Source organism: Gilliamella apis, assembly GCF_030758615.1.
GTDB classification, from domain to species: domain Bacteria; phylum Pseudomonadota; class Gammaproteobacteria; order Enterobacterales; family Orbaceae; genus Gilliamella; species Gilliamella apis_A.
In genome coordinates, this window is sequence record NZ_CP132381.1 from 1,302,123 (window position 1) to 1,325,332 (window position 23,210).

At 35.1% G+C, this 23,210-nt stretch carries 23 protein-coding genes and 1 pseudogene; 9 read left to right on the forward strand and 15 right to left on the reverse strand.

All coding sequences use genetic code 11. The annotated features are described in order from the left end of the window. Nucleotides 1–15: 15 nt before the first annotated feature. From hflD to RAM17_RS05930, 3 genes are all read right to left on the reverse strand, one after another. The gene (gene hflD, locus RAM17_RS05920; protein ID WP_181414680.1) at nucleotides 16–666 is read right to left on the reverse strand and encodes a high frequency lysogenization protein HflD; all 651 of its coding nucleotides are present in this window, start codon (nucleotides 664–666) and stop codon (nucleotides 16–18) included. Nucleotide 667: 1 nt separating this feature from the next. Continuing rightward, nucleotides 668–1,786 (reverse strand): tRNA 2-thiouridine(34) synthase MnmA, encoded by a 1,119-nt coding sequence (mnmA, locus tag RAM17_RS05925; RefSeq protein WP_110448115.1) that lies wholly within the window; start codon nucleotides 1,784–1,786, stop codon nucleotides 668–670. Nucleotides 1,787–2,002: 216 nt separating this feature from the next. After that, nucleotides 2,003–2,689: a LexA family transcriptional regulator gene (locus RAM17_RS05930; protein WP_110448114.1), complete on the reverse strand. Its 687-nt coding sequence runs from the start codon at nucleotides 2,687–2,689 to the stop codon at nucleotides 2,003–2,005. Between the two features lie 155 nt (nucleotides 2,690–2,844). Here RAM17_RS05930 and RAM17_RS05935 point away from each other — a divergent pair, with 155 nt between their 5' ends. After that, the gene (locus RAM17_RS05935; RefSeq protein ID WP_110448113.1) at nucleotides 2,845–3,072 is read left to right on the forward strand and encodes a helix-turn-helix domain-containing protein; all 228 of its coding nucleotides are present in this window, start codon (nucleotides 2,845–2,847) and stop codon (nucleotides 3,070–3,072) included. Nucleotides 3,073–3,126: 54 nt separating this feature from the next. On the opposite strand, the gene tpiA is transcribed toward RAM17_RS05935, so the two are convergent. Further along, on the reverse strand, nucleotides 3,127–3,891 hold the full coding sequence (gene tpiA, locus RAM17_RS05940; RefSeq protein WP_110448112.1) for a triose-phosphate isomerase: 765 nt from the start codon (nucleotides 3,889–3,891) through the stop codon (nucleotides 3,127–3,129). A 100-nt stretch (nucleotides 3,892–3,991) separates the two neighbouring features. Here tpiA and zapB point away from each other — a divergent pair, with 100 nt between their 5' ends. The 4 genes from zapB to RAM17_RS05960 all read left to right on the forward strand — a co-directional run bounded on the left by zapB (nucleotide 3,992) and on the right by RAM17_RS05960 (nucleotide 7,459). Further along, a complete protein-coding gene (gene zapB / locus RAM17_RS05945; protein ID WP_110448111.1) occupies nucleotides 3,992–4,237 on the forward strand; it encodes a cell division protein ZapB in 246 nt (81 codons plus the stop codon). A 76-nt stretch (nucleotides 4,238–4,313) separates the two neighbouring features. Next, the gene (locus tag RAM17_RS05950; RefSeq protein WP_110448110.1) at nucleotides 4,314–5,615 is read left to right on the forward strand and encodes a DUF2868 domain-containing protein; all 1,302 of its coding nucleotides are present in this window, start codon (nucleotides 4,314–4,316) and stop codon (nucleotides 5,613–5,615) included. Between the two features lies 1 nt (nucleotide 5,616). After that, entirely contained in the window at nucleotides 5,617–6,981 is a 1,365-nt protein-coding gene (locus tag RAM17_RS05955) for a DUF3482 domain-containing protein (RefSeq protein ID WP_110448109.1), read from the forward strand. Next, nucleotides 6,923–7,459, forward strand: a complete 537-nt coding sequence (locus RAM17_RS05960) for a C40 family peptidase (RefSeq protein ID WP_110448108.1) — start codon at nucleotides 6,923–6,925, stop codon at nucleotides 7,457–7,459. Before RAM17_RS05955 ends, RAM17_RS05960 begins: the two co-directional genes overlap by 59 nt. Before the next feature lie 67 nt (nucleotides 7,460–7,526). On the opposite strand, the gene RAM17_RS05965 is transcribed toward RAM17_RS05960, so the two are convergent. The 8 genes from RAM17_RS05965 to rsmE all read right to left on the reverse strand — a co-directional run bounded on the left by RAM17_RS05965 (nucleotide 7,527) and on the right by rsmE (nucleotide 17,301). Continuing rightward, nucleotides 7,527–8,714, reverse strand: a complete 1,188-nt coding sequence (locus tag RAM17_RS05965) for a pyridoxal phosphate-dependent aminotransferase (RefSeq protein ID WP_110448107.1) — start codon at nucleotides 8,712–8,714, stop codon at nucleotides 7,527–7,529. 286 nt (nucleotides 8,715–9,000) lie between these two features. After that, nucleotides 9,001–12,543, reverse strand: coding sequence for a pyruvate:ferredoxin (flavodoxin) oxidoreductase (nifJ, locus tag RAM17_RS05970; RefSeq protein WP_306240954.1), 3,543 nt, complete (start codon nucleotides 12,541–12,543; stop codon nucleotides 9,001–9,003). A gap of 289 nt (nucleotides 12,544–12,832) precedes the next feature. Then, nucleotides 12,833–13,870 carry a phosphoribosylformylglycinamidine cyclo-ligase gene (gene purM, locus RAM17_RS05975; RefSeq protein ID WP_110448105.1) on the reverse strand — a complete coding sequence of 346 codons (1,038 nt, stop codon included), beginning with the start codon at nucleotides 13,868–13,870 and terminating at the stop codon, nucleotides 12,833–12,835. Nucleotides 13,871–13,965: 95 nt separating this feature from the next. Further along, nucleotides 13,966–14,382, reverse strand: coding sequence for a Holliday junction resolvase RuvX (gene ruvX, locus RAM17_RS05980; RefSeq protein WP_110448104.1), 417 nt, complete (start codon nucleotides 14,380–14,382; stop codon nucleotides 13,966–13,968). A gap of 3 nt (nucleotides 14,383–14,385) precedes the next feature. Further along, nucleotides 14,386–14,943 carry a YqgE/AlgH family protein gene (locus RAM17_RS05985; RefSeq protein ID WP_110448103.1) on the reverse strand — a complete coding sequence of 186 codons (558 nt, stop codon included), beginning with the start codon at nucleotides 14,941–14,943 and terminating at the stop codon, nucleotides 14,386–14,388. A 21-nt stretch (nucleotides 14,944–14,964) separates the two neighbouring features. After that, nucleotides 14,965–15,420 carry a GNAT family N-acetyltransferase gene (locus RAM17_RS05990; RefSeq protein WP_110448102.1) on the reverse strand — a complete coding sequence of 152 codons (456 nt, stop codon included), beginning with the start codon at nucleotides 15,418–15,420 and terminating at the stop codon, nucleotides 14,965–14,967. A 2-nt stretch (nucleotides 15,421–15,422) separates the two neighbouring features. Next, nucleotides 15,423–16,379 (reverse strand): glutathione synthase, encoded by a 957-nt coding sequence (gene gshB, locus RAM17_RS05995; protein WP_110448101.1) that lies wholly within the window; start codon nucleotides 16,377–16,379, stop codon nucleotides 15,423–15,425. 196 nt (nucleotides 16,380–16,575) lie between these two features. After that, nucleotides 16,576–17,301 carry a 16S rRNA (uracil(1498)-N(3))-methyltransferase gene (gene rsmE, locus RAM17_RS06000; protein WP_110448100.1) on the reverse strand — a complete coding sequence of 242 codons (726 nt, stop codon included), beginning with the start codon at nucleotides 17,299–17,301 and terminating at the stop codon, nucleotides 16,576–16,578. 98 nt (nucleotides 17,302–17,399) lie between these two features. On the opposite strand from rsmE, the gene folB reads away from it, so the two are divergent. From folB to RAM17_RS06020, 4 genes are read left to right on the forward strand one after another with little or no spacing between them, the layout of a single operon-like run. Next, nucleotides 17,400–17,768 (forward strand): dihydroneopterin aldolase, encoded by a 369-nt coding sequence (gene folB, locus RAM17_RS06005; protein ID WP_110448099.1) that lies wholly within the window; start codon nucleotides 17,400–17,402, stop codon nucleotides 17,766–17,768. A gap of 20 nt (nucleotides 17,769–17,788) precedes the next feature. Continuing rightward, on the forward strand, nucleotides 17,789–18,787 hold the full coding sequence (locus tag RAM17_RS06010) for an MBL fold metallo-hydrolase (protein ID WP_110448098.1): 999 nt from the start codon (nucleotides 17,789–17,791) through the stop codon (nucleotides 18,785–18,787). Between the two features lie 49 nt (nucleotides 18,788–18,836). Continuing rightward, on the forward strand, nucleotides 18,837–19,043 hold the full coding sequence (locus tag RAM17_RS06015) for a hypothetical protein (RefSeq protein WP_110448097.1): 207 nt from the start codon (nucleotides 18,837–18,839) through the stop codon (nucleotides 19,041–19,043). Between the two features lie 5 nt (nucleotides 19,044–19,048). Continuing rightward, complete coding sequence (locus RAM17_RS06020) at nucleotides 19,049–19,477, forward strand: EamA family transporter (RefSeq protein WP_086359021.1); 429 nt, start codon at nucleotides 19,049–19,051, stop codon at nucleotides 19,475–19,477. On the opposite strand, the pseudogene moeA reads toward RAM17_RS06020, so the two are convergent. The 3 genes and pseudogenes from moeA to rsmI all read right to left on the reverse strand — a co-directional run bounded on the left by moeA (nucleotide 19,469) and on the right by rsmI (nucleotide 22,949). Then, a pseudogene (gene moeA, locus RAM17_RS06030) lies at nucleotides 19,469–20,691 on the reverse strand (molybdopterin molybdotransferase MoeA). The gene RAM17_RS06020 and the pseudogene moeA overlap by 9 nt on opposite strands. Before the next feature lie 122 nt (nucleotides 20,692–20,813). Continuing rightward, a complete protein-coding gene (gene ychF / locus RAM17_RS06035; RefSeq protein ID WP_034902214.1) occupies nucleotides 20,814–21,905 on the reverse strand; it encodes a redox-regulated ATPase YchF in 1,092 nt (363 codons plus the stop codon). A gap of 180 nt (nucleotides 21,906–22,085) precedes the next feature. Beyond that, nucleotides 22,086–22,949, reverse strand: coding sequence for a 16S rRNA (cytidine(1402)-2'-O)-methyltransferase (gene rsmI, locus RAM17_RS06040; protein WP_110448095.1), 864 nt, complete (start codon nucleotides 22,947–22,949; stop codon nucleotides 22,086–22,088). Between the last annotated feature and the right edge of the window lie 261 nt (nucleotides 22,950–23,210).

Here is a 23,210-nt window from a genome sequence, read left to right on the forward strand (position 1 = left end):
GCTATTTTTTTAAATTTAATAACTTTGTTGATTAATATCTTTTAATAATTCTTGTGCTGCATTACATATTCGTTTACGACCCAGCAAAACTTGCCAGCGACTACCACCAACTTGGTACCATAAAATGGCGGAACGAACACAACCTAGTAGTGAAGCTCTAACTTTGGCTTGCACTAATGAATTTTGTAAATACTCAGCTTTACCTACTACTTTGATTTTGGTTGATAGAGGACTGATAATATCCGAATAGATTCCCGCTAATGAATAAGAGAGATCATCAACATGATTACCAATTGTCTCCTGATTCATATCTGAATAAAGTCCAGATATCCGTTGTAAACGTTGATCTATTTTACCTAGTGCATCATTATTTTTTAAAAGTTTGCTAGTGACACTTAATGCACCAAACAAATAACGGATGATTTCAACTTGTTGCTTTTGATTGGATGATAGTAGTGAGATAAGTGTTTCAAGACCAGTTTTAATATTGATAATACCATCATAAACATCATCAGTGGTTTTTGGTGATGTATTAAATATGCTTTTAATTGCTATTTGATAAAGCGTATTGTTACAAACCCCTGTATTAGCAAGTTGGGGAATAAGTGACGCACTTTGTGTTACGCCGGCAAGGGCTATTGCAATATGATGGTATTTACTATTCACTTTAATGATCCTTACTGCTTACAATTCGTTCCTCAATAATACCGCCACCAAGGCAGACTTCATCTTGATAGAATACCGCTGATTGCCCTGGTGTTACTGCTGCAACAGGTTGTTCAAACATTACTTGAATTTTATCTTGTTCTAATGGTGTGACATTACAAACAATATCTTGTTGACGATAACGGGTTTTTACTGTGCATTGAAAAGGTTTAGTTACAACTTTACGATCAACCCAGTGTAGTTGTTGAGCAATTAATCCATCCGAAAACAAAGCAGGATGATCATGACCTTGGGCTACAATTAATTCATTATTTTTTATGTCTTTGTCAACAACATACCATGGTGTATCATCGGCTTGTTTTAGACCACCTATACCAAGTCCTTTACGTTGTCCTAATGTGTGATACATTAGACCTTGATGTTGACCAATAACTTCACCGTCTACAGTACGAATCACTCCTGATTGTGCGGGTAAATAACGAGCTAAAAAGTCACTGAATTTTCTTTCACCAATAAAACAGATCCCTGTTGAGTCTTTTTTTGCTGCTGTTGCTAGGCCCAGTTTTTCGGCTATTTTTCGTACTTGTGGTTTTTCCAGTTCACCAACAGGAAATAAGCTTTGTCTAATTTGATTTTCACTCAGCGTATATAAAAAATAACTTTGGTCTTTATTGTTATCTATACCGCGCAGTAATTCGACTTTATTTCCATTTTCTCGCTTGCGAACATAATGACCGGTAGCGATATAATCAGCGCCAAGATCTTCGGCTGCATATTCAAGAAAAGCTTTAAATTTGATCTCTTTATTGCACAGGATATCAGGATTAGGCGTTCTACCCGCTTTATATTCGGATAAAAAATGTTCAAATACGTTATCCCAGTATTCGGCAGCAAAATTGATTGTGTGTAATTTGATGTTTAATTTATCACAAACTGCTTGCGCATCGGCTAAATCGATCGCCGCTGAACAATATTCTTCAGTGTCATCTTCTTCCCAATTTTTCATAAATAAACCAACAACATCGTAACCTTGTTGTTGTAATAAATAAGCAGAAACGGAAGAGTCTACGCCGCCAGACATGCCGACAACGACTTTTTTTCGAGTGTTTATATTTGGCATAATAACTAAATCAATGGGCAAAAATTTTGTGATAATTTTAGCATAATTATGATGAAATGTATAAGGCTATGCAAAAGAGGGATATGGATTAGATTAACAAATTTTGATTAATAGTTGTCTGCTGATATCTATTCGCAGAAAAAAATAATTATGGTTCAAAACTCCATTGATAATATCAATGGAGTTAAAATTAGAAATAGTTTTATTATGGTGATATTAATTAAGATCTTTTAATAAATAGACTACATGACCGATTATTTTAAAATCGTCCTGTTCTTTTCTGTCAACCACCATAGCTGGATATTTAGGGTTATCTGAAATTAAAACTAAGTTAGCACCTTGATTTTGAATACGCTTGATACTTATATGCTCATCGTACTGTACCGCATAAAGAAAACCATCAATAGGTTTAGCATAAGCTTTATTGATAATAAGGATATCATGATTTGATATAGTTGGTTCCATACTATCACCCTTAGCCCAAACAGCGACTAGATTATCAACTTCACAACCATGATGTTTGATTAAGGTGATATCAAATGGAATTGTTTCCAAAACTGAAAATGCACTATTTGTTTCATTGAGATGATGAAATGGAATATCAATAGAACCTTTACCTTGGCTTTCTGGAAGTAAACGACATTCTCCCTTTCCTGTCACAAGCCACTCGATTGGTACATCGCATTTCTGAGCTATTGTTGCCAATCTATTTAGCGATGGATAGGTTTTACCACATAAATAATCTCGTATTACTGCTTCAGACATTCCTACTTTTTTTGCAAAAGCGTTTCCTGAGAGACCTTCTAAAACAATAGTTAATCGATTTTTAAAGTTTATTACTCCCGTACTGGTTAGTGCTCGTGTTTTTTCTTGATCTGACTGTTTTTTTACTTTATTTTCCATTGTTTTTTATTCCATTTCTAGATATTTTTTTGTTTTTATTATTTTAATTCGTTTTTTTATATGTTATTCTTTGTTGGTAACTTGTTATCGCTTTAGTCGCGTAATACCGATAATCTTTACAATAGCAAAAAATTTAACCAATAGAGGATCTCATAATGAGAGAACAAGATCAAGACTGGACACCATCAAGAGTAGTAGGTGAGATTAAAATTCGAGGTGGAAATTTAAGAGCTCTTTCACGTTCAAGTGGTTTACAGGCTGATACTTTACGTAATGCATTATATCGACATTGTCCTAAATATGAACGTATTATCTCTGAATATTTACAAGTACCTGTTGAGCAAATTTGGCCATCTAGATACGAAAAGAAGGTTAAAAAATAAGTTACAATTGTATTACTGAGTAGAAAAAGACGCCTAAGATAGGCGTCTTACGTTTTATTTCTTAGCTTGTTCTGCTGCTTTAACGATTGCTGCAAATGCATCAACTTTTAATGAAGCACCACCAACCAAAGCACCATCAATATCCGGTTGTGTAAATAGTTCAGCTGCATTTTTATCATTAACTGAACCACCATATTGAATGATTACTTGTTCAGCTACAGCTGCATCTTGTTTAGCAATATGATCACGGATAAATTTGTGAACAGCTTGTGCTTGAGCAGGAGTTGCAGATTTTCCTGTACCGATTGCCCAAACTGGTTCATAAGCAATTACCGCACCGTTAAATGCTTGTACACCTAATGCATTAATGACAGCATCGATTTGACGAGCACATACTGCTTGAGTTTGGCCAGCTTCGTTCTCAGCTTCAGTTTCACCAATACAAAGTACTGGTACTAAACCTGCTTCTTTTAATACACCAAATTTTTGCGCAATAAATTCATCAGATTCTTTGTGATAAGTACGACGTTCAGAATGTCCAATAATAACGTGAGTTACGCCGATTTCTTTTAACATAGTTGCTGATACTTCACCAGTATAAGCACCAGAAAGATGAATACCGACATCTTGAGCGCCTAAAAGAATGTTTGAGCCACCTAATTGGTGTGCTACAAAATCTAAATAAACGCTAGGCGGTGCAATTGCAATGCCACAGTTGGCATCTGTTGATAGCTCATTTCTTAATCCTGTGACTAAGTCTTTTGCCATACCGATACTACCATTGAGTTTCCAGTTACCCATAACGAGAGGTTTTCGCATATTTTTCTCCAACTTAAAATTTAAAAAGGTGTTGATTTCAGAATGAATTGGTTATAATACTACTTATTATACACCAAATAAATTGAGCTTGAGGAAAAATATGTCATTAGAAATATTGAATCAATTAGAAACTAGAATTCAAAACACTGTTAACACCATTAATACATTGCAACAAGAGATCGCTAGATTAAAACAAGGCAATCAAGAACTTGAACAATTAATTAATGATAGTTCTGATGAAATGAAAGCATTACGTGATGAAAATGAAAAATTAAAACAAGACCAACAAATTTGGCAGCAACGGATTCAAACTCTTTTAAATAAAATTGGTGAAATTACCCAGTAAGCGATTTAATCGATTTTAAACGCGACTTATGTCGCGTTTCTTTTATGACGAACCAATATGTGAAAATTAAATTAAAATGCGTGAAAAGCTAAAATCTTTATGGCTTACTGAAACTATTCATTTAATTGAGTCACAATCTGGACGCTTTGCTGATCAAGATATTAATCGGCAAGTTAAAGCTATGCCAACATCTTTGGTTAATCGTATTGTTATGCGAGCTACCTTATTATCTAAACAAAATGGTTTATATTTGGCACAAAAAGTCATGTTGCGCTCAATTAAGCTCTCATTTTTGCTATTATTGTTTTTTTCGCTTTTTATCGGTAGCTCGTTGACATTTGGCGCATTAAGTCAAAATCCAATCAATTTATATTGGGCGTTATTCAGTTTATTGGGTGTTCATTTTATTACGCTAATTATCTGGCTTTGCTCATTGTTATTTTTTTCTCGGTTTGGTGGTAGCCTATTAATTCACTGTTGGTTATGGATAGCAGAAAAACTTTACCAAAAAAAGACCGTAAAACAACTTGTTCCCGCTTTTGTTTCATTATTTGGTTATCGAATTCATTGGTTATTAGGTTTTGTTCTTAATCTGTTTTGGACAGTTATTTTGACTAGCGCTTTAATCGTTTTGCTAGTACTTTTTTCTACACAACATTATAGTTTTGAATGGAAAACAACTTTATTAAGTGCGGATTCAATTACCCAATTGACTCATTATTTAGGTTATTTACCTTCTTGGTTTGGATTTTCTATTCCAAAAGATGAAGTGATTAAACTTAGTGAACATGCATTAAGTGCTGGTGATATTCGTTCTTCATGGGCGATATGGTTACTTGGCGTTTTTATTTTTTATGGCTTAATTGTTCGTTTATTTCTAATGATTTTTTGTGGTGTCATCTGGATGCTAAGCAGTCGTAAGCTTAAATTAAATTTAGATGATCCAGATTATCAAATACTAGCACGACAATTGCAGCCATTAGTCACTAATGTAGAAGATGAAGATAAATTAGGTGAAATTAGATGGCAATTGCCGATTTCGCAAATTGAAGAAGGACATGGTATCTATTTGGTTGCAGTGGACATCGTTGACAGTTGGAAACCGGCAACTATTGTTCCGTTCTATGGATTTCTCAATACCCGTGAACAACGGATTGCTATATTAGATTATTTGCAACTAAAACCGGCGAAAAAATTATTAATTGCCATCGATACTGATCGAGCACCTGATCGAGGATTATTGAACTTTATTCAACAGTTAATTAATAAATCACAGCAATCTCGGATATGGTTTATTAATCAAGGAAAGCAATTTCATAATTGGCAATCGTTATCTTTACCATTAGCTAATCCTAATTGGTTAGAGCAGGATAATTAATATGATAACTTCATTGAAATTAGCGATAGTTGGCCATGCAAATTTTGGTAAAACTTCGCTTTTACGAGCATTATCGTACAATAGTCATTTTGGTGATGTTTCAGATAAACCAGGCACTACAAGACACGTCGAGTCGATTAAGTTGCCGTTGGCTAATGATACTGACATCACTTTTTATGATACTCCTGGTTTTGAAGATAGTTTGGCGCTTTATGATTATATAACACAACTTTTACCAGCAAATACTAAGCTTGATGGTATCGATAAATTAACGAATTTTTTACAAAGTCCAGAGGCTGAAAACCTTTTTAATCAAGAAGCAAAAGTCATTAGACAAGTGTTAAATTGTGATGCAGCTATTTATGTCATCGATGTGAGAGAGCCTGTGCTACCTAAATATCACGATGAATTAGCCATCTTAGCGAATAGTGATAAACCCATTCTTGCTGTCCTTAACTTCACTTCAACTAAAGAACAAAACGAAAAGGAATGGAAAAGATTGCTTTCAAGAATGGGGATCCATGCTATCATTGGGTTCAACGCTATGTTTCCACCCATAGATGGTGAGGAAAAATTATACAAAAGTTTAGCTTTATTAATTGAACCAGCTAAAAAAATATTGGATAATTGGTTAGATAATATTACGAGGATTCGTGAATCGCGTAATCATACAGCAAATAAGCTTATTGCCGAAGCATTGGTTGATGTGACTGCTTTTTATAAAATGGCAAAATCGGATGATAATCAAGCTGTAACTGATATGCAAAATAAAGTCAGGTTACGTGAACAAAAAGTAATTAACGATTTATTGCAACTATATCAATTTGATTCAACTCAAGAGAGTGAAGAGAATCTACCTTTAATTAAAGGTAGATATAATGCTGATTTGTTTAACTTAGATGCGTTGAAATTGATGGGTATGCATTTGACCAAAGGATTTGTGTCTGGCGCAACTATCGGAGCTAGTATTGATTTAGCTACCGGTGGATTATCCTTTGGTTCAGCTGCGTTAATTGGCGCTGCGGTGGGTAGTTTGATGCAAACTGCAAAGCATTATGGATCTAGAATGCGCTATCAGTTTTCTGGATATAGTAAATTAAGTGTTGATGATGTGATTATTTGTTTTCTTTCTTTACGATTAGTTCAACTAAAAGAGAGTCTAAATTATCGCAGCCACGCGAACACCAGCCCGATTAGATTATCTAGATTAGATAAAAACGAGTGGCAAAAAGGTGTGTTACCTAAAAGTCTAAAGGTAGCGAGACGTTATTCGCAGTGGTCGACTTTAAATAAAGGATCAAAAAGAAATGATAAAAAAAGACAGTCGGTTATTAATCAAGTTGCGCAACAATTGCAGCAGTGTTAGAAAACGATGTTTAGTAATTTCACTTATTTTTTCTCTGTTTGTATTGTTTGGTTGTAGTAGCAGTCAGGGGCAAGTAGCTGTAAATAAATCAGATCCAGTTATTTTGGCAAAAATCGATCAACATTATAAAAAATGGAAAAAAACCCCATATCGTTATGGTGGGACGACTTTAGCCGGTAGTGATTGTTCTGCTTTAGTCATGAATTTCTACAAAAATAGATTGGCAAAAACGCTACCAAGAAGTGCTGCTGAACAAGCTAAATTAGGTTATAAAGTTACCACCCCTAAAGCTGGTGATTTAGTATTTTTTAAAACTGGCCGTAGTCGAAGTGGTTTGCATGTTGGCATCTATTATGCTGATGGTAAATTCCTACATGCTTCGACATCAAAAGGTGTTATTTTCTCTAATTTAAAAGAAGATTATTGGAAAAAACATTATTGGATGACTCGTCGGGTAATTGATACTAAAGTTAAATAAAATTTTGACTCACTGATATGAAATATATTCAGTGAGTCTTTGTTTCCTTTCCTTAGTTTTTCCAATTTTATATCAGTGATTTTTCTCTTAAACCATATAACACATTGGCAACATACAACATTTCGCCAGGTGTTCCCAATGATATTCGGCACCAGTTGGTAGCTGGATTAGAATCACGTCCTATTAATATAAAATTTTTCTTCATTAATTCACGATATTGTCCCAACTCAATAGGGCTCTTATGAAAGATAAAGTTTGTTTCTGATTTAAGATAGTGTAATCCTAATTCTGACAATACTTTTTCCATAATATTACGTGATACATCAGTTGCTTTCTTTGAGTAGGTCAAAAATTGATTATCATCGATTGATGCAAGAGCAGCACAAACTCCACAGTAATTCAGTTTTTCACCTGCTACATACTGACCAATATTTTTGATATTATCTGGCGAACTGACAACATAACCGACTCGCAAACCTGCCATAGCATGAATTTTTGAAAAAGTTTTCAGTAAAATAATATTGCTATAACCTTGAAAAATTAAACTATCAACAGAACGGAATACCGGATCATTGACAAACTCGGCATAAGCTTCATCAATAATAAATAATGTATTTTTAGGCTTACTTGTTATCCACGATTCAACTTCTTTGTAACCAATTACCGTAGATGTAGGATTGTTCGGATTTACTAGATAAACAATCGAAAATCCTTGATGATTTTCAACCGCTTTGCGCAAACCGTTAATATCAATTTGCCAATCTTTTAATGAAGGAACTTTAGTTATTTTCAAATTAAAAGTTTTAGCGAAATGCTCCCCATCACCATAAGTCAATTCTGGAATAACTAGTTGAGTGTTAGGATTTATATGAGCAGCAATGGCACTACGAATACCCTCAGATGATCCTGCTGTTAATAAAATATGTTCCTCGCTAACATTATGATACTGTGCTAATCTTTTACTCAATAGCAGTATTTCAGCTTTAGCATATCGATTAGCTTTCGGAACTGCATCTATAGCTGCTTGTTTGGCTGTTCCCGACATACCTATGGCATTTTCATTAAAGTTGAGTCTAACTGGATTATCTAGACTAGGTGTAACAGCTGTATCCATTACCGGAAGTGAGAATGAAATCGTTTTTTGTAACTCGCTAGCATAGGCTTTAGATAATAATTGATTTACAGATAACCCAGCAATAGCTGCAGTAGAAAAACCCAATAATGTTCTACGACTAATGTTTAAATTTGTTACCATAATTCACCTCACGTTCAGTCCGCTTTTACAAATATAAAATACAGCAAGATTCATACCAATTTAATAAACAAATAGAAATAACTGATATCAAATTGATAAAATTAAAGATTGGGGAATTTATGATGTTTGAATACTAATTAGCTAGATTGAAAAGCGCACTAATTTAGTTCGGATTTGCACTGCATTATGTCAATGTTTAAGATCATTGCTACTATTAATGAATATACGAACAATGATCTTAAGACCTCATAACTAAGACTATTTTTGCCTGATAGTTACTTTGTTATTAACTATCTGCTGGTGTTTCAATATCAGAATAGGTTGCCAGCATTTGCAAGAATTTATATTTAGAATTTACCATTTTAGTTGATTGCTCATGTAAAGTATTGGCAATAACTGGTTCAAGTGTTTCTAAACGACGGAAACGTTGCTCTTTAAGTAAAATATCCGTTAATGATTGACTGTTTGGTGCTTTAGAGTCTAACACTAAACCTGGTTTTCCTTCTTGCATGCGGCGTGGATCATAACGATATAGCGGCCAGAAACCAGATTTAACTAAATCTTTCATCTGTTCATGAGATTTAGATAAGTCGTAACCATGTTCTTCACAAGGGCTATAAGCAATAACCAGAGAAGGGCCATCATAAGCTTCGGCTTCTTGTAATGCTTTAAGTGTTTGGTTCAATTGCGAACCTAAAGCAACTTGAGCGACATAAACGTGGCCATACATCATTACACTGACCCCAAAATCTTTACGAGCTTTATGTTTACCTAAATCTGCAAATTTGGATACAGCTCCCATCGGTGTTGCTTTAGATTGCTGTCCTCCTGTATTCGAGTAGCATTGGGTATCGAGCACTAAGATGTTAACGTTTTCGGTTAAACTCATTACATGATCGAGTCCACCAAAGCCAATATCATAAGCCCAACCATCACCACCAATAGCCCATACTGATTTATCAATTAGATAATTAGCATCTTGCATTAACTCCTTAGCTTCTGCTGAAGTTAAATGCGCTAATTGTTGACGTAATAAATTAACTTGAGTTCGTTTTTCATCAATTGATAAATCTGGTGATTGTAAATTAATAACAATCTCTGGCGAAATCTCACCGGCAACATGTTCAAGCAAACGTAATGCTCGTTTTTTATGTTGATCATAAGTAATACGATAACCAAGTGCAAATTCGGCATTATCTTCAAATAGTGAATTTGCCCAAGCCGGTCCACGGCCATTGCGATCGGTTGTATATGGTGAAGATGGTAAATTACCACCATAAATTGACGAGCAACCCGTTGCATTAGCAATAGCGAGATGATCACCATATAATTGGGTTAGTAGTTTGATGTATGGTGTTTCACCACAACCGGCACAAGCACCAGAATATTCAAATAAAGGTGTTAATAGTTGTGATGTACGTACATCAATTCGTTCTAGCGTTTTGATTTCCCGATCAGGAAGGTCGGTGAAATAATTATAGTTAGCACGCTGAGTTTCTAAATTGTCAATTCGTGAACGCATGTTAATGGCTTTAACATCAAAGTTATTACGGTCACGTGAAGGACAAACTTCAACACATAAATTACATCCGGTACAATCTTCAGGCGCAACTTGTAAAACATAACGTTGACCTTTCATATCTCGAGCTTTTACTTCAAGTGAGCTTAGTGATTCTGGTGCATTGATCATATCATCTGGTTCAACAACTTTTGCTCGAATAGCTGCATGAGGGCAAGCAACTGCACAATGGTTACATTGAGTACAAAGTTCAGGTTGCCAGATTGGTATTTCTTCAGCAATATTACGTTTTTCCCATTTGGTGGTGCCAACTGGCCATGTTCCATCGGGTGGAAAGGCTGAAACAGGTAAACTATCGCCTAAGCCAGCTAACATAGTTGCAGTGACCATTTTAACAAAATCAGGGGCATTGCTTGGCACAACTGGCGGGCGTGATGGACTACTTTCATCCACGCAACTTAATGGAATTTGCTCAAGAGATGCAATGGCTAAATCGAGTGCTTTCCAGTTATTTTCAACAATATCTTGTCCTTTACTGCTGTAACTTTTGGCAATAACTTCTTTTAGCTGTGAAATACTAAAATCATTTTTAAATATTTCTGATAAATGGAAGAATGCAGCTTGCATGACTGTATTAATTCTTGCACCTAAATTACATTCTCGAGCAATTTTAGCTGCATTAATAATATAAAAATGTGCTTTTTTCTTAATTAATTGAATTTGCACTTCTTTAGGTAATCTATGCCAAACTTCATCCTTACTATAAGGTGTATTTAGTAAGAAAATACCATCATCTTTTAATCTTTCAACTATTTGATATTTGTCGATAAACTGATCTTGATGACAACCGATAAAATGGGCGCTGGTTATCAAATATGGTGAATCTATTGGTTCAAGGTTAACTCGAAGATGAGACGTGGTTAAACCACCTGCTTTTTTCGAATCGTAAACAAAATAACCTTGTACATAAAATGGTGAACTATCACCAATGATTTTGATATTATTTTTGGTCGCTGAAACCGTACCATCACTGCCTAAACCATAAAATAGTGCTTCAAGTGCTGATTTTTGTGGGATAGATTTTTCTGGTAATGGTAGTGACAAGCCGGTTATATCGTCATAAATACCAACGGTAAAGCGAGGTTTAGGTTTCTCTGTTGTTAGTTCATTAAAAATAGCTAATACACAGCGAGGATCGAACTCTTTCGATGATAAACCATAACGACCACCAATAATTTGCGGTAAATGGTTTCGTTCGCCACGTGAAAAACTCTCAGCAAAGGCTGTCATTACATCTAGATAAAGAGGTTCAGCTTGTGCTCCTGGTTCTTTGGTACGATCTAGTACTGCGATTTTTTTCACAGTTTGCGGAATAACGTCAAGTAGATGAGTTGCTGAAAATGGTCGGAATAATCTTACGATAACGACGCCAACTTTTTCGTCATTTTTAATCAGATGATCGACAACTTCCTTCGTGGTGCTGACGCCGGAGCCCATAATGACAATGATACGTTCAGCATCTTTTGCGCCATAATATTCGAAAGGTTGATACTTCCTACCTGTCTCTTTTTCAAAGGCTTGCATAGCATCTGCAACATGATTGAAGGTATACTCATAATATGGATTAACTGCTTCACGGCATTGGAAGTAGGTATCAGGATTAGCTGATGTACCACGAATAACTGGATTATCAGGCGTTAAGGCGCGGTGGCGAAAAGCATCAATAGCTTGATGGGGAAGCAAATTACGAATCTGTTCATCACTGATTGGATAAATTTTATTTACCTCGTGTGAAGTTCTAAAACCATCAAAAAAATGAATAAATGGCACTCTACTATTGAGTGTTGCAATTTGCGAAATTAAGGCTAAATCTTGTGCTTCTTGTACCGAGCTAGAACACAACATCGCAAAACCAGTTTGCCTGACAGACATAACATCAGAATGATCACCAAAAATAGACAAGGCATGAGTTGCAACAGTACGGGCAGCAACATGTAATACAAATGGTGTTAATTCCCCAGCTATTTTATATAGCGAAGGAATCATTAATAACAGACCTTGCGATGAAGTAAATGATGTTGCTAATGCCCCAGTCATTAATGCGCCATGTACGGTTGATATTGCTCCTGCTTCGGATTGCATTTCAACGACTTTCGGCGTATCACCAAAAACATTGGGTTTATTGAATTCCGCCCACGTGCTGGCTTGTTCAGCCATAGATGAACTTGGAGTTATTGGATAAATAGCAACGACTTCGTTTGCACGATATGCGACAGATGACACCGCACTATTAGCATCTGATATGATCATTAAAAAACCTTGTATCTTAGAGTATTATGACATTACTTAGTTATAATAATTTTGCTTATTGTACCAGAAACTAAGATAGCTTTTAGTTATTTTTAAGTTAAATTTTTGGCTAACTATACGTTTTTAGTAAAAATAAATAAGGAAGGGTTTTGGTATTGAAAAACATAAAATGTAAATATTAGGTTGATACTGCAAGGAATTTTTTTGAAGATTCTTATATCGATGATTTTTGTCCAGTAATATTAGCTGATTAGTTACAATTACTAGACAAAAATTGATATTGTATATATTACTGAATAACAACTCGTTCAGTTGATGAAGAGTGTTTTATTTCGCCAAGTAACCAAGCTTTTTCACCATGCTGATTAAGTAAATTAATTGCTTGTTCGGCTAACTGTTTTGGTAAAGCGATGATTAAACCTACTCCACAATTGAAAGTACGGTACATTTCATGACGGCTTACATTACCTGCTTGTTGTAACCAATTAAAGATGGCCGGCCATTGCCAACTAGATTCATCAATAACAGCTTGAGTGTTATCAGGTAAAACTCGTGGAATGTTTTCCCAAAAACCACCGCCAGTAATGTGTGCAATAGCATGAACATCGATTTTTGAAATCAAATCAAGTACTGATTTTACATAAATCTTAGTTGGCGCAAGTAAGTGATCTGCTAATGGTTTTCCGTCTAATTGTTCTGTTGCTGGATTAACACCACTAACTTCGATAATTTTACGTACTAATGAATAACCATTTGAATGCGCACCACTTGATGCAAGGGCAATTAGTGCATCGCCATCTTGAACTTTACTACCATCAATCATTTCTGATTTTTCAACTACACCGACACAAAAGCCCGCTAAGTCATAATCATCGCCATGATACATACCAGGCATTTCTGCAGTTTCACCGCCAACCAATGCACACCCAGATTGTTTACAACCTTCCGCAATACCCGTAACAACTGTTGCGGCAACATCGACATTTAATTTACCTGTAGCATAATAGTCGAGGAAAAATAAAGGCTCAGCTCCTTGAACAATTAAATCATTAACGCACATAGCAACCAAATCAATACCAATTGATTCATGGCGATTTAAATCCATTGCAAGGCGTAATTTAGTGCCAACACCATCAGTACCTGAAACTAAAATAGGTTGTTTATATTTTTCCGGAATTGCACATAATGCACCAAAACCACCAAGTCCACCCATAACTTCAGGACGTTTGGTCTCTTTTACGACAGATTTAATACGATTAACCAATTCATTGCCAGCATCGATATCGACACCAGCATCTTTATAGCTAAGAGATTTATTATTTGACACGGGGAGCAGTCCTTTCAATAGAAAAAATTGCTTGTTATTTTAGCAAGGATGAAATTTATTGGCGACTAATTATTGTTAAAATAATTTCTTGATTATCAAGATTCGCTATTTTCGAACCAACTTTCTAAAATAATAATTGCCGAAGTCGCATCGACATGGCCTTTTTCAAGGGCTCGGTAGCCACGTGAAGCAAAAATATGTGATTTTGCTTCAACGGTTGATAATCGTTCATCTTGTAAATGAACTTGATAGCCAAACATTCCATGCAGACGGTTAGCAAATTTGCGTGCTCTTGCGGTTAACGGTTGCTCTGTGCCATCCATATTTAGTGGCAATCCCACCACTAAATAATCAGGTTTCCATTCATTAAGTACTTTCTCTATTGACGGCCAATTAGGGATACCATCTCGAGCTTTGAATGAACAAAGTGGATTTGCAGTCTTGGTTATATCTTGACCGATAGCTGCGCCGATGCTCGCTGTACCAAAATCAAATGCAATGATGGTAGCCATAATTTATGCGTTACCCATTTGAGGTGAAATCATTTTAATATTAATGCCCAATGATTCAGCTGCTTTCTGCCAACGATCTTCAATAGCTACCTCGAAGATAATTGCAGGATCAACATCGGTAACTAACCAATCATTTTTTGCTACTTCACTTTCAAGTTGTAATGATTGCCAACTTGAATAACCTAATGCTAAGAAAAGATCTTTTGGTTGTTCTGGTGAGCCAATAGATTTTAATGCATCGAGAGATGTGGTAATCATGATATCATCAGAAATTTTTATACTTGAAGCAAACCCTTGATGAGGAGTATGAAGAATAAATCCTTGCTCTTCAGCAAGCGGGCCGCCACAAAACACTGGGTGTTCAAGTTCAGCACAACTTTTTGATGCGGTTATTTCTAAACGGGATAATACCGTTTCTACGTTGAGATCAACAATGGGTTTATTAATAATAATCCCCATTGCACCATCACGATTATGTTCACAAATATATATTACTGAACGACTAAAAATTGAGTCATTAACAGTAGGCATGGCTATAATAAAATGATTTTTTAAATTCATATGCTCACATTGTCGTTAAATTTATAATGCACATTTACCTATTTTGACTTTATGTTCAACATTACAGCGCATTAATATTTCAGGATGATTGGTTTCTTCATTAATTGATTCACCAACAATTTCAAAATTTTGTGATAAATAAAAGTTAATTGCATCACTATTTTGTTTGTAAACATGTACCATTAATTCGTTATGACGTTGTTTGGCCTTTTCAACTAATGCTGCCCCCGTACCTTGATGACGAGAATTTTTTTCAACATATAAACCTGAGATATAGTTTTCAGTTAGGCCAATAAAACCAACAACAACGCCGTTGATATCTTGAACATATATTGTTGACATTGGGATCAACATCTTCACTAATTCAAAGTTTTGTTTAAAAAACTCAGGATCGATAAAATTATGTGCTTGTTCATTACCTTGAAGCCAAATTGTCATTATGGCATCTAAATCTTTTGCTTGATATTCTCTAATCATTTTTAACTCTTTATATTTAATCTTGATTCAATAGCATCCATTAATAAACCTGTGATTGATAAATCTGGGTTAGCAGCTTCAATTTCTCGAACACAAGTCGGGCTAGTAACGTTAATTTCGGTTAGTTTGTCACCAATAATATCAAGTCCCACAAATAGTAGTCCTTTTTGTTGCAAAACAGGGCCGATACTATTAGCGATTTGCCAATCACTATCACTTAATGGTCGGACTTCACCATGTCCACCAGCTGCTAAGTTTCCTCGTGTTTCCCCTTTTTGTGGGATTCTTGCTAAGCAGTAAGGCACGGGTACACCGTCGACAACTAAAACACGTTTATCTCCATCTTTGATTGCGGGAATAAATGTTTGCGCCATGCAATAACGGGTATTATGTTCAGTAAGCGTTTCAATAATCACCGAAACATTAGGATCATCTTGTTTTACTCGAAAAATTGACGAACCACCCATGCCATCTAGTGGTTTTAAAATGATGTCATGATATTGTTGATGAAAAGCTTTAATTTGTGATGTCTGGCGAGTAACTAAGGTTTCAGGTGTAAAATCAGCAAACCAAGCCGTAAATAATTTTTCGTTACAATCACGCAGACTTTGGGGTTTGTTTACTACTAATACTCCTTTTTCTTCTGCACGCTCTAATATATAGGTTGCATAGATAAATTCAGTATCAAAAGGCGGATCTTTGCGCATTAATATTACGTCAAGTTCTCTTAATGCTATAGTCTGTTCGTCTCCAAAATCAAACCAATGCTCACTATTGTTATGAACTGTTACTGTACGTGTTGTTGCACTAGCTTCTCCATTGCGTAAAAACAGATCATTCATTTCCATATAATAAAGTTGATAGCCGCGTTTTTGTGCTTCAAGTAGCATCGCAAAACTAGTATCTTTTTTTAATTTGATATGGCTAATGGGGTCCATAACAATACCAAGTTTGATCATGGTAACTCCTTACTGATTATATTTGATTTTACTGAATTCGGTGTTGATGATTTGCATGCTGCTCTACCTATTTAATAATTTATATAAAATCAAGGTAGAAAGAGGTATTAGCAATAATAATCAAGTTTTCAACTATCATACCCGTTACCGATTAATAAGCAAAGCAATCATTTGTTAACTTATTTATTTCTTGCGACTAACCTAAATCACCTAAACGAACTTGAAGGGCTGTTATTGCAGTTAACGCCGCTGTTTCAGTACGTAATACTCTCGGTCCAAGCAAGATATCAGTAAATTGATATTGATGAGTCATGTTAATTTCTTCATTAGATAGACCACCTTCCGGCCCAATTAATAAACTAATATTTTTGTTATCATTCGCTAATTGATTAATTCCTTGTTCGGCTTTAGGGTGTAAGTTAAGTTTTAAACTATCGGTTAAATTTGCACACCAATTTTCTAATTTCATTACTGGATTGATGCTTGGGATGATATTTCGTCCACATTGTTCACAAGCCGAAATAACAATTTTTTGCCATTGCTGAACTTTCTTTTCGAGTCTTTCTTGATCGAGTTTGACGCCACAACGTTCTGAAAGTAGGGGAGTAATGGTATTAACACCTAATTCTACCGATTTTTGAATAGTAAACTCCATTTTATCACCCCGAGAAATTACTTGTCCTAAATGAATGTTCAATGGTGATTCTCGATTATCTAACACACTGTTTGCTGTTTTAACAATAACCGTTTTTTTATTAACTTCATGTATTACGGCAGGCGTAATTTTGTTGGAACCATCAAAAAGAGTAATTGATTCCCCCGTTTTCATTCTTAATACTCGAATAAGGTGATTAAAAGCATTATCATCTAAAGTGATCAAACTATTTTGATTGATTGTGTAAGGCTGAAAAATTCGCGTCATATAAACTATTATTTACTATTATTTAAAATAAATTATAGCGTAATTTATTAAGATTCGGTAATCTCTATTTTAAACAATATCTATATTTGGAATAGAATATGACATTAACAATTAAAGATAGAGTATTCATTGAATCACTAACGGCTTATACCACAATTGGTGTTTATGATTGGGAAAAAACGATTAAACAAAAGTTAGTTCTTGATCTTGAAATGGCATGGGATAATCAACCTGCTGGGCAAAGTGATGATGTGAAGTTTTGTTTAGACTATTTTGTTGTGTCGCAATCAATAACGTCATTTATTGAAAGAAATAAATTTGAGTTGATTGAAACTGTAGCTGAACGTGTCGCAATGTTAGTCATTGAGCAATTCTCGGTACAATGGTTGAAAATAAAAGTGTCAAAACCTGATGCCATTGCTAATGCTGGTAACGTTGCGGTATTAATAGAACGCAGCGCTAAATAACTACAACTAGATATCCCTTAATGAGTAAAGCGAACAAAATAATATGTGATCAGTCACATCATAAAAAGAAAGGTTTTGATAATACTGAACCTTTTTCAATTAAATTAACTGATGCTTTGCGTTGGCGACTGCAACGTAAAGTGTTACCGCCGAAAGGCGGATATCAAGCATTCATCCAAAATTGGGTTAGCTCAATTGATATTAGCTTAAGTGGTGATAGAGTTTGGTGGATCGGACATTCTACTACCTTGATAAAGCTTAATGAACAATGGATATTAACCGATCCAGTTTTTTCTAACCGGGTATCGCCGGTGCAATTTATTGGGCCAAAACGACGAACAAAACCAGCAATTACCATTGAGAAATTACCTCCAATTAATGTAGTGGTAATCTCTCATAGTCATTATGATCATCTTGATTTTAATAGTATCCGCCAACTTATAATGCGGTATCCGCAACTTACTATTCTGGTTCCCTTAGGACTTAAAAGAAAACTATTAAAATGGGGGGCCAAGCAAGTTATTGAGTTAGATTGGTGGCAGTCAACTAATGTTAATGGAATTACCTTTAATGCTACACCGGCAAAGCATTGGAGTAATCGAGGTGCATTTGATGTGAATAAAGCATTATGGAGTGGATGGGTTATGCAGACAGATATTGATAAACCATTATCAACTAAAACGGTCTACTTTATGGGGGATACAGGTTATTGCGCAAGCTTAAAGAAAATAACCGATAAATTTAAGCAGATAGACCTTGCTTTGATACCAATTGGTGCTTATGCACCACGTTGGTTTATGCAATCGCAGCATATAGATCCACAACAAGCTGTACAACTTTATGATGAATTAAATTGCCAGTCAGCCATTGCGATCCACTGGGGTGCTTTTGAATTGGCTGATGAGCCATTAGATGAACCACCAACATTATTAAATTCATTAAAGAAAGATAGAGCATTTTATATATTAAAAATAGGTGATAGCTTAGCTATCAATCGTCGCAATAATGAACTAAAATAATTAGTAATAATAATTTAAACTACATTTTGATATTTGAGAGGGAAACATAATGAAATCTGTAATTATTGCATTAACTTGTTTAACGCTTAGTTTAGGTTTAACTGCTTGCGGTGGCAAAAATGATGAAGGTAAACAATATCATTGGTCAAAAGCTCATGGCGTTCTCGAAGATTGCCGCGGTGTAATGAATAAATCAGAACAATGTCAAAGAAATTCTAATAATCAACAATATTTATTCCAAATTGATAGGTATTAATTTATATGAGTGCTTGGCTTATTTATGCATTATTATCGGCGATTACTGCGGCTTGCGTAGCAATTCTCGGTAAAATTGGTTTACAACATCTTGATGCTAATACTGCGACAGCAATTAGATCTATAGTGATGGCAGTATTTTTAGTTGGTGTTGTTGTTGTACAGGGAAAACTGAATTTAATTAATACTTTTTTTAATGATAAAAAAGCACTGCTTATTATTGCATTGAGTGGCGTTGCTGGGGCGTTATCGTGGTTATTTTACTTTATGGCAATAAAAGAAGGGAAAGTATCGCAAGTCGCCCCCATTGATAAACTTAGTGTCGTTTTTGCGGTTATTTTTGCAGCCATCATATTTGGCGAAAAAATTTCATTTCTTTCGGCTATAGGCGTTGCCATGATAGCTGCTGGGGCGATATTAGTTGCACTATTTTAATAGTGTATTAAACAGCTCAACAGTTACTATCTCACCTTTGGTTACATTGCCTCTATCTTTTTCAAGTAAGATAAAGCAATTAGCATGATTAAACGATTGCGTGAGATGGGAGCCTTGTTGACCAGTTGAGACAACCTCTAACTCGCCATTAGTTGAAATTTGCAATACACCTCGTTGAAAATCCAATCTACCGATACTTTTTTTCAGATTTGTTGCTGTTTTTACTTTAAGTGATAACTCAACTTCTGTTAAATTTTGTCCAGCAAGCGCCAAAATTAATGGCTGAACCAATTGATAAAAAGTGACGAGAGTTGAAACAGGATTACCCGGCAATCCGCAAAATAACGCATTACCTATATTGCCAAAGGCAAACGGTTTCCTGGTTTTATGGCAATTTTCCAGAAGTTAACTTTACCCAGTTCCTCTAGTGCCATTTTAGTATAATCAGCATCCCCGACTGAAACACCGCCACTACTAATCACTAAATCAGCTTGTTTAGATGCGGTTTCGAGTGTTTGCTTAATTTTGCTCGGATCATCGACAATAATCCCTAAGTCAATAATTTCACAATTTAATTTGTTTAATAATAATTTGAGGGTAAATCGGTTACTATCATAAATTGCACTATTATTTGCTAATGGGCTGCCAATTTCGGTTAATTCATTACCGGTGGAAAATATTGCAACTTTTACTCTTCGATATACTGTTAACTCAGCAATACCAAGTGTTGCTAAACTGGATAAGGTCGGAATAGTTAATCGAGTACCTTTTTCGACAATAACCGCACCTTGTTTAGCATCTTCACCTATATAACGAATATTACTAGCTGGTTTTATCTCCTGTAAAAATTTAATTCCTGATTCAGTTTGTTCTGTCTCTTCTTGCATTACAACTGCACTAGCTTCGTTAGGAACTGGTGCACCAGTCATAATTCGTAAGCAACTACCTTTAGGCCAATTTAATGATGAGATATCGTCACCTGCATAAATGACTCCTGCTAACGGTAATAACGTCGATTGATTGATATCAGATAATCTTACAGCATAACCATCCATAGCTGAATTATTAAAGCTAGGTACATTAATTGGAGAAATAACAGGTTCAGCAGTGATTCGATCTAAGGCATCAAATAATGCTACTTTTTCCATTGCCGGTTTATGATTATTTGTTGCTTCAAGTATATTTTTTTTGGCTTGTTCAAAGGTTAATAACATAAATGAAGCTCCTTATAATCGATTTTCCGTGGTGTTAGACAAGTAGTTAATTGAGAGCAGATAATCTATTGAGTTATATAAATACATGATAATGATGCCGCAATATACGGCATCAACAAAGATTAAACATTAAATAAGAAATTCATAATATCACCATCTTGTACGATATAATCTTTCCCTTCAGAGCGCATTTTGCCTGCTTCTTTAGCGCCTTGTTCACCACCATATTTAATGAAGTCATCAAAAGCAATGGTTTGTGCTCGAATAAAGCCTTTTTCAAAATCGGTATGAATTTTACCGGCAGCTTGTGGCGCAGTATCTCCAACAGAAATTGTCCATGCCCGAACTTCTTTAACACCAGCAGTAAAGTAAGTTTGCAGATTAAGTAAACTATAACCTGCGCGAATTACTCTATTTAAGCCAGGTTCAGTTAAACCAAGGTCTTGCATAAATTCATCGCGATCAGCGTCATCAAGTTCAGCTAATTCAGCTTCAATAGCAGCACAGACAGGTACAACGACGGCTTTTTCTTGCTCAGCAATAGCTTTGACTTTTTCTAAATATGGGTTGTTTTCAAAACCATCTTCATTAACATTAGCAATATACATTGTTGGTTTTAGGGTTAAAAAGCTTAAATATTTAATTGCATCTAATTCTTCTTTACTAAAATCGAGTAATAATAGTTTTTTGCCTTGTTCAAGATGAGGTAAACATTTATCTAAGATTTCCAGTTCGTACTTGGCGTCTTTATCACCACCTTTAGCACGTTTTTGTAAACGGGTAATGGCTCTTTCGCAAGCCTCAAGATCAGCTAACGCAAGTTCAGTATTAATGATTTCAATATCTTCAGCCGGATCGATTTTACCTGCAACATGAACGATATTTTCATTTTCGAAACAACGAACAACGTGGCCAATCGCTTCTGTTTCACGAATATTGGCTAAAAATTGATTACCGAGGCCTTCACCTTTCGATGCACCTTTAACTAATCCTGCAATATCAACAAATTCCATTGTAGTAGGTAAGGTTCGCTGTGGTTTAACAATTTCCGCAAGTTGATCTAAACGCGGATCTGGCATTGGCACTACACCTGTATTCGGTTCAATCGTACAAAACGGAAAGTTAGCAGCTTCGATTCCTGCTTTGGTTAGTGCATTAAAAAGCGTTGATTTACCTACATTAGGTAGTCCGACAATTCCACATTTAAATCCCATACTGTTTATTACCTTGTGTTATAAAAATCTTAAAAATAGGTAGCAATTATATACTAAATTAGGCTAATTATGCTAATGTTGATACTGATATAAAATATTGAGCAAAACTAGTGTATTAAGTTTAGGAACTAAAAATTTGTTGTTCCTATCATCATAATTAACTATTAATTACCTTTTTGATTAATTTTCCAATGATAAACCGATTTGATATAATTGATTTTTCTTCAGCCCATACATCGCTGCGGTAATTGCAGCTGCTTTTTTCAATGGTAACTCTTTAACTAATAATTTTAAGGTAGTCATTACTTTGGCATCAATAGCATTATCAGTTTTGCTATGTCCTTCAACAATTAGAACAAATTCGCCTTTTTGGCGATTACTATCTTCTTGTAACCAGTCAATTAACTCATTTACTGGATAGTTGACAATCGTTTCCCATGTTTTAGTGAGTTCTTTTGCTAAAACAATATGTTTATCGCACCCCCAAATTGTTTGCATATCATTTAGGGTTTCTAACAGTCGATGAGTTGATTCATAAAAAATCATTGTTCGACTCTCTTCGCATAAAGTAGTTAGATAATCTTGACGAGCTTTGGTTTTTGCCGGTAAAAAACCTTCATAACTGAATTTGTCAGAAGGTAATCCAGCAACCGATAATGCGGCAATAGCCGCACAAGCGCCCGGAATTGGTACCACATTAATATTATTTTCTCGACAGGCTTTCACTAGGTGATAACCAGGATCATTAATTAGCGGTGTGCCTGCATCTGAAATTAATGCAATTGATAAACCTGATTTTAGTTTTTCGATCAAAACTTGTGCTTTTTCTTGTTCATTGTGATCGTGTAAAGCAAAAAGTTTAGCTTTAATACCTAGGTGTTGTAATAGTAGTCCACTATGTCTAGTGTCTTCAGCCGCAATAAGATCAACACTTTTAAGTGTATTAATGGCTCTTAGTGTAATATCATCTAAATTACCGATGGGTGTTGCAACAATATATAAAGTCATTCTATTTTGATCACTGTAAATTTTATGGTAAGACATTAAATATACTATACCAAACCTTGTTTTATTGTATATACTCATTACCGTGAAATTAGTTTTAATGACTATTGGATAAAAATATTGCTTGAATGCTTTTTTTTATTGATGATATTTATTCGTCCATATAGTAGGTTATTTAGAATGCGGGAATTATTTATATATTCTGTGAACAATTAGCCATCAAATGAGATGTATTAATAACTTTTAAATCAAGAATTGTACATTTTTGCCAGTGATTTTATTGATTTACTTTACAAGTAA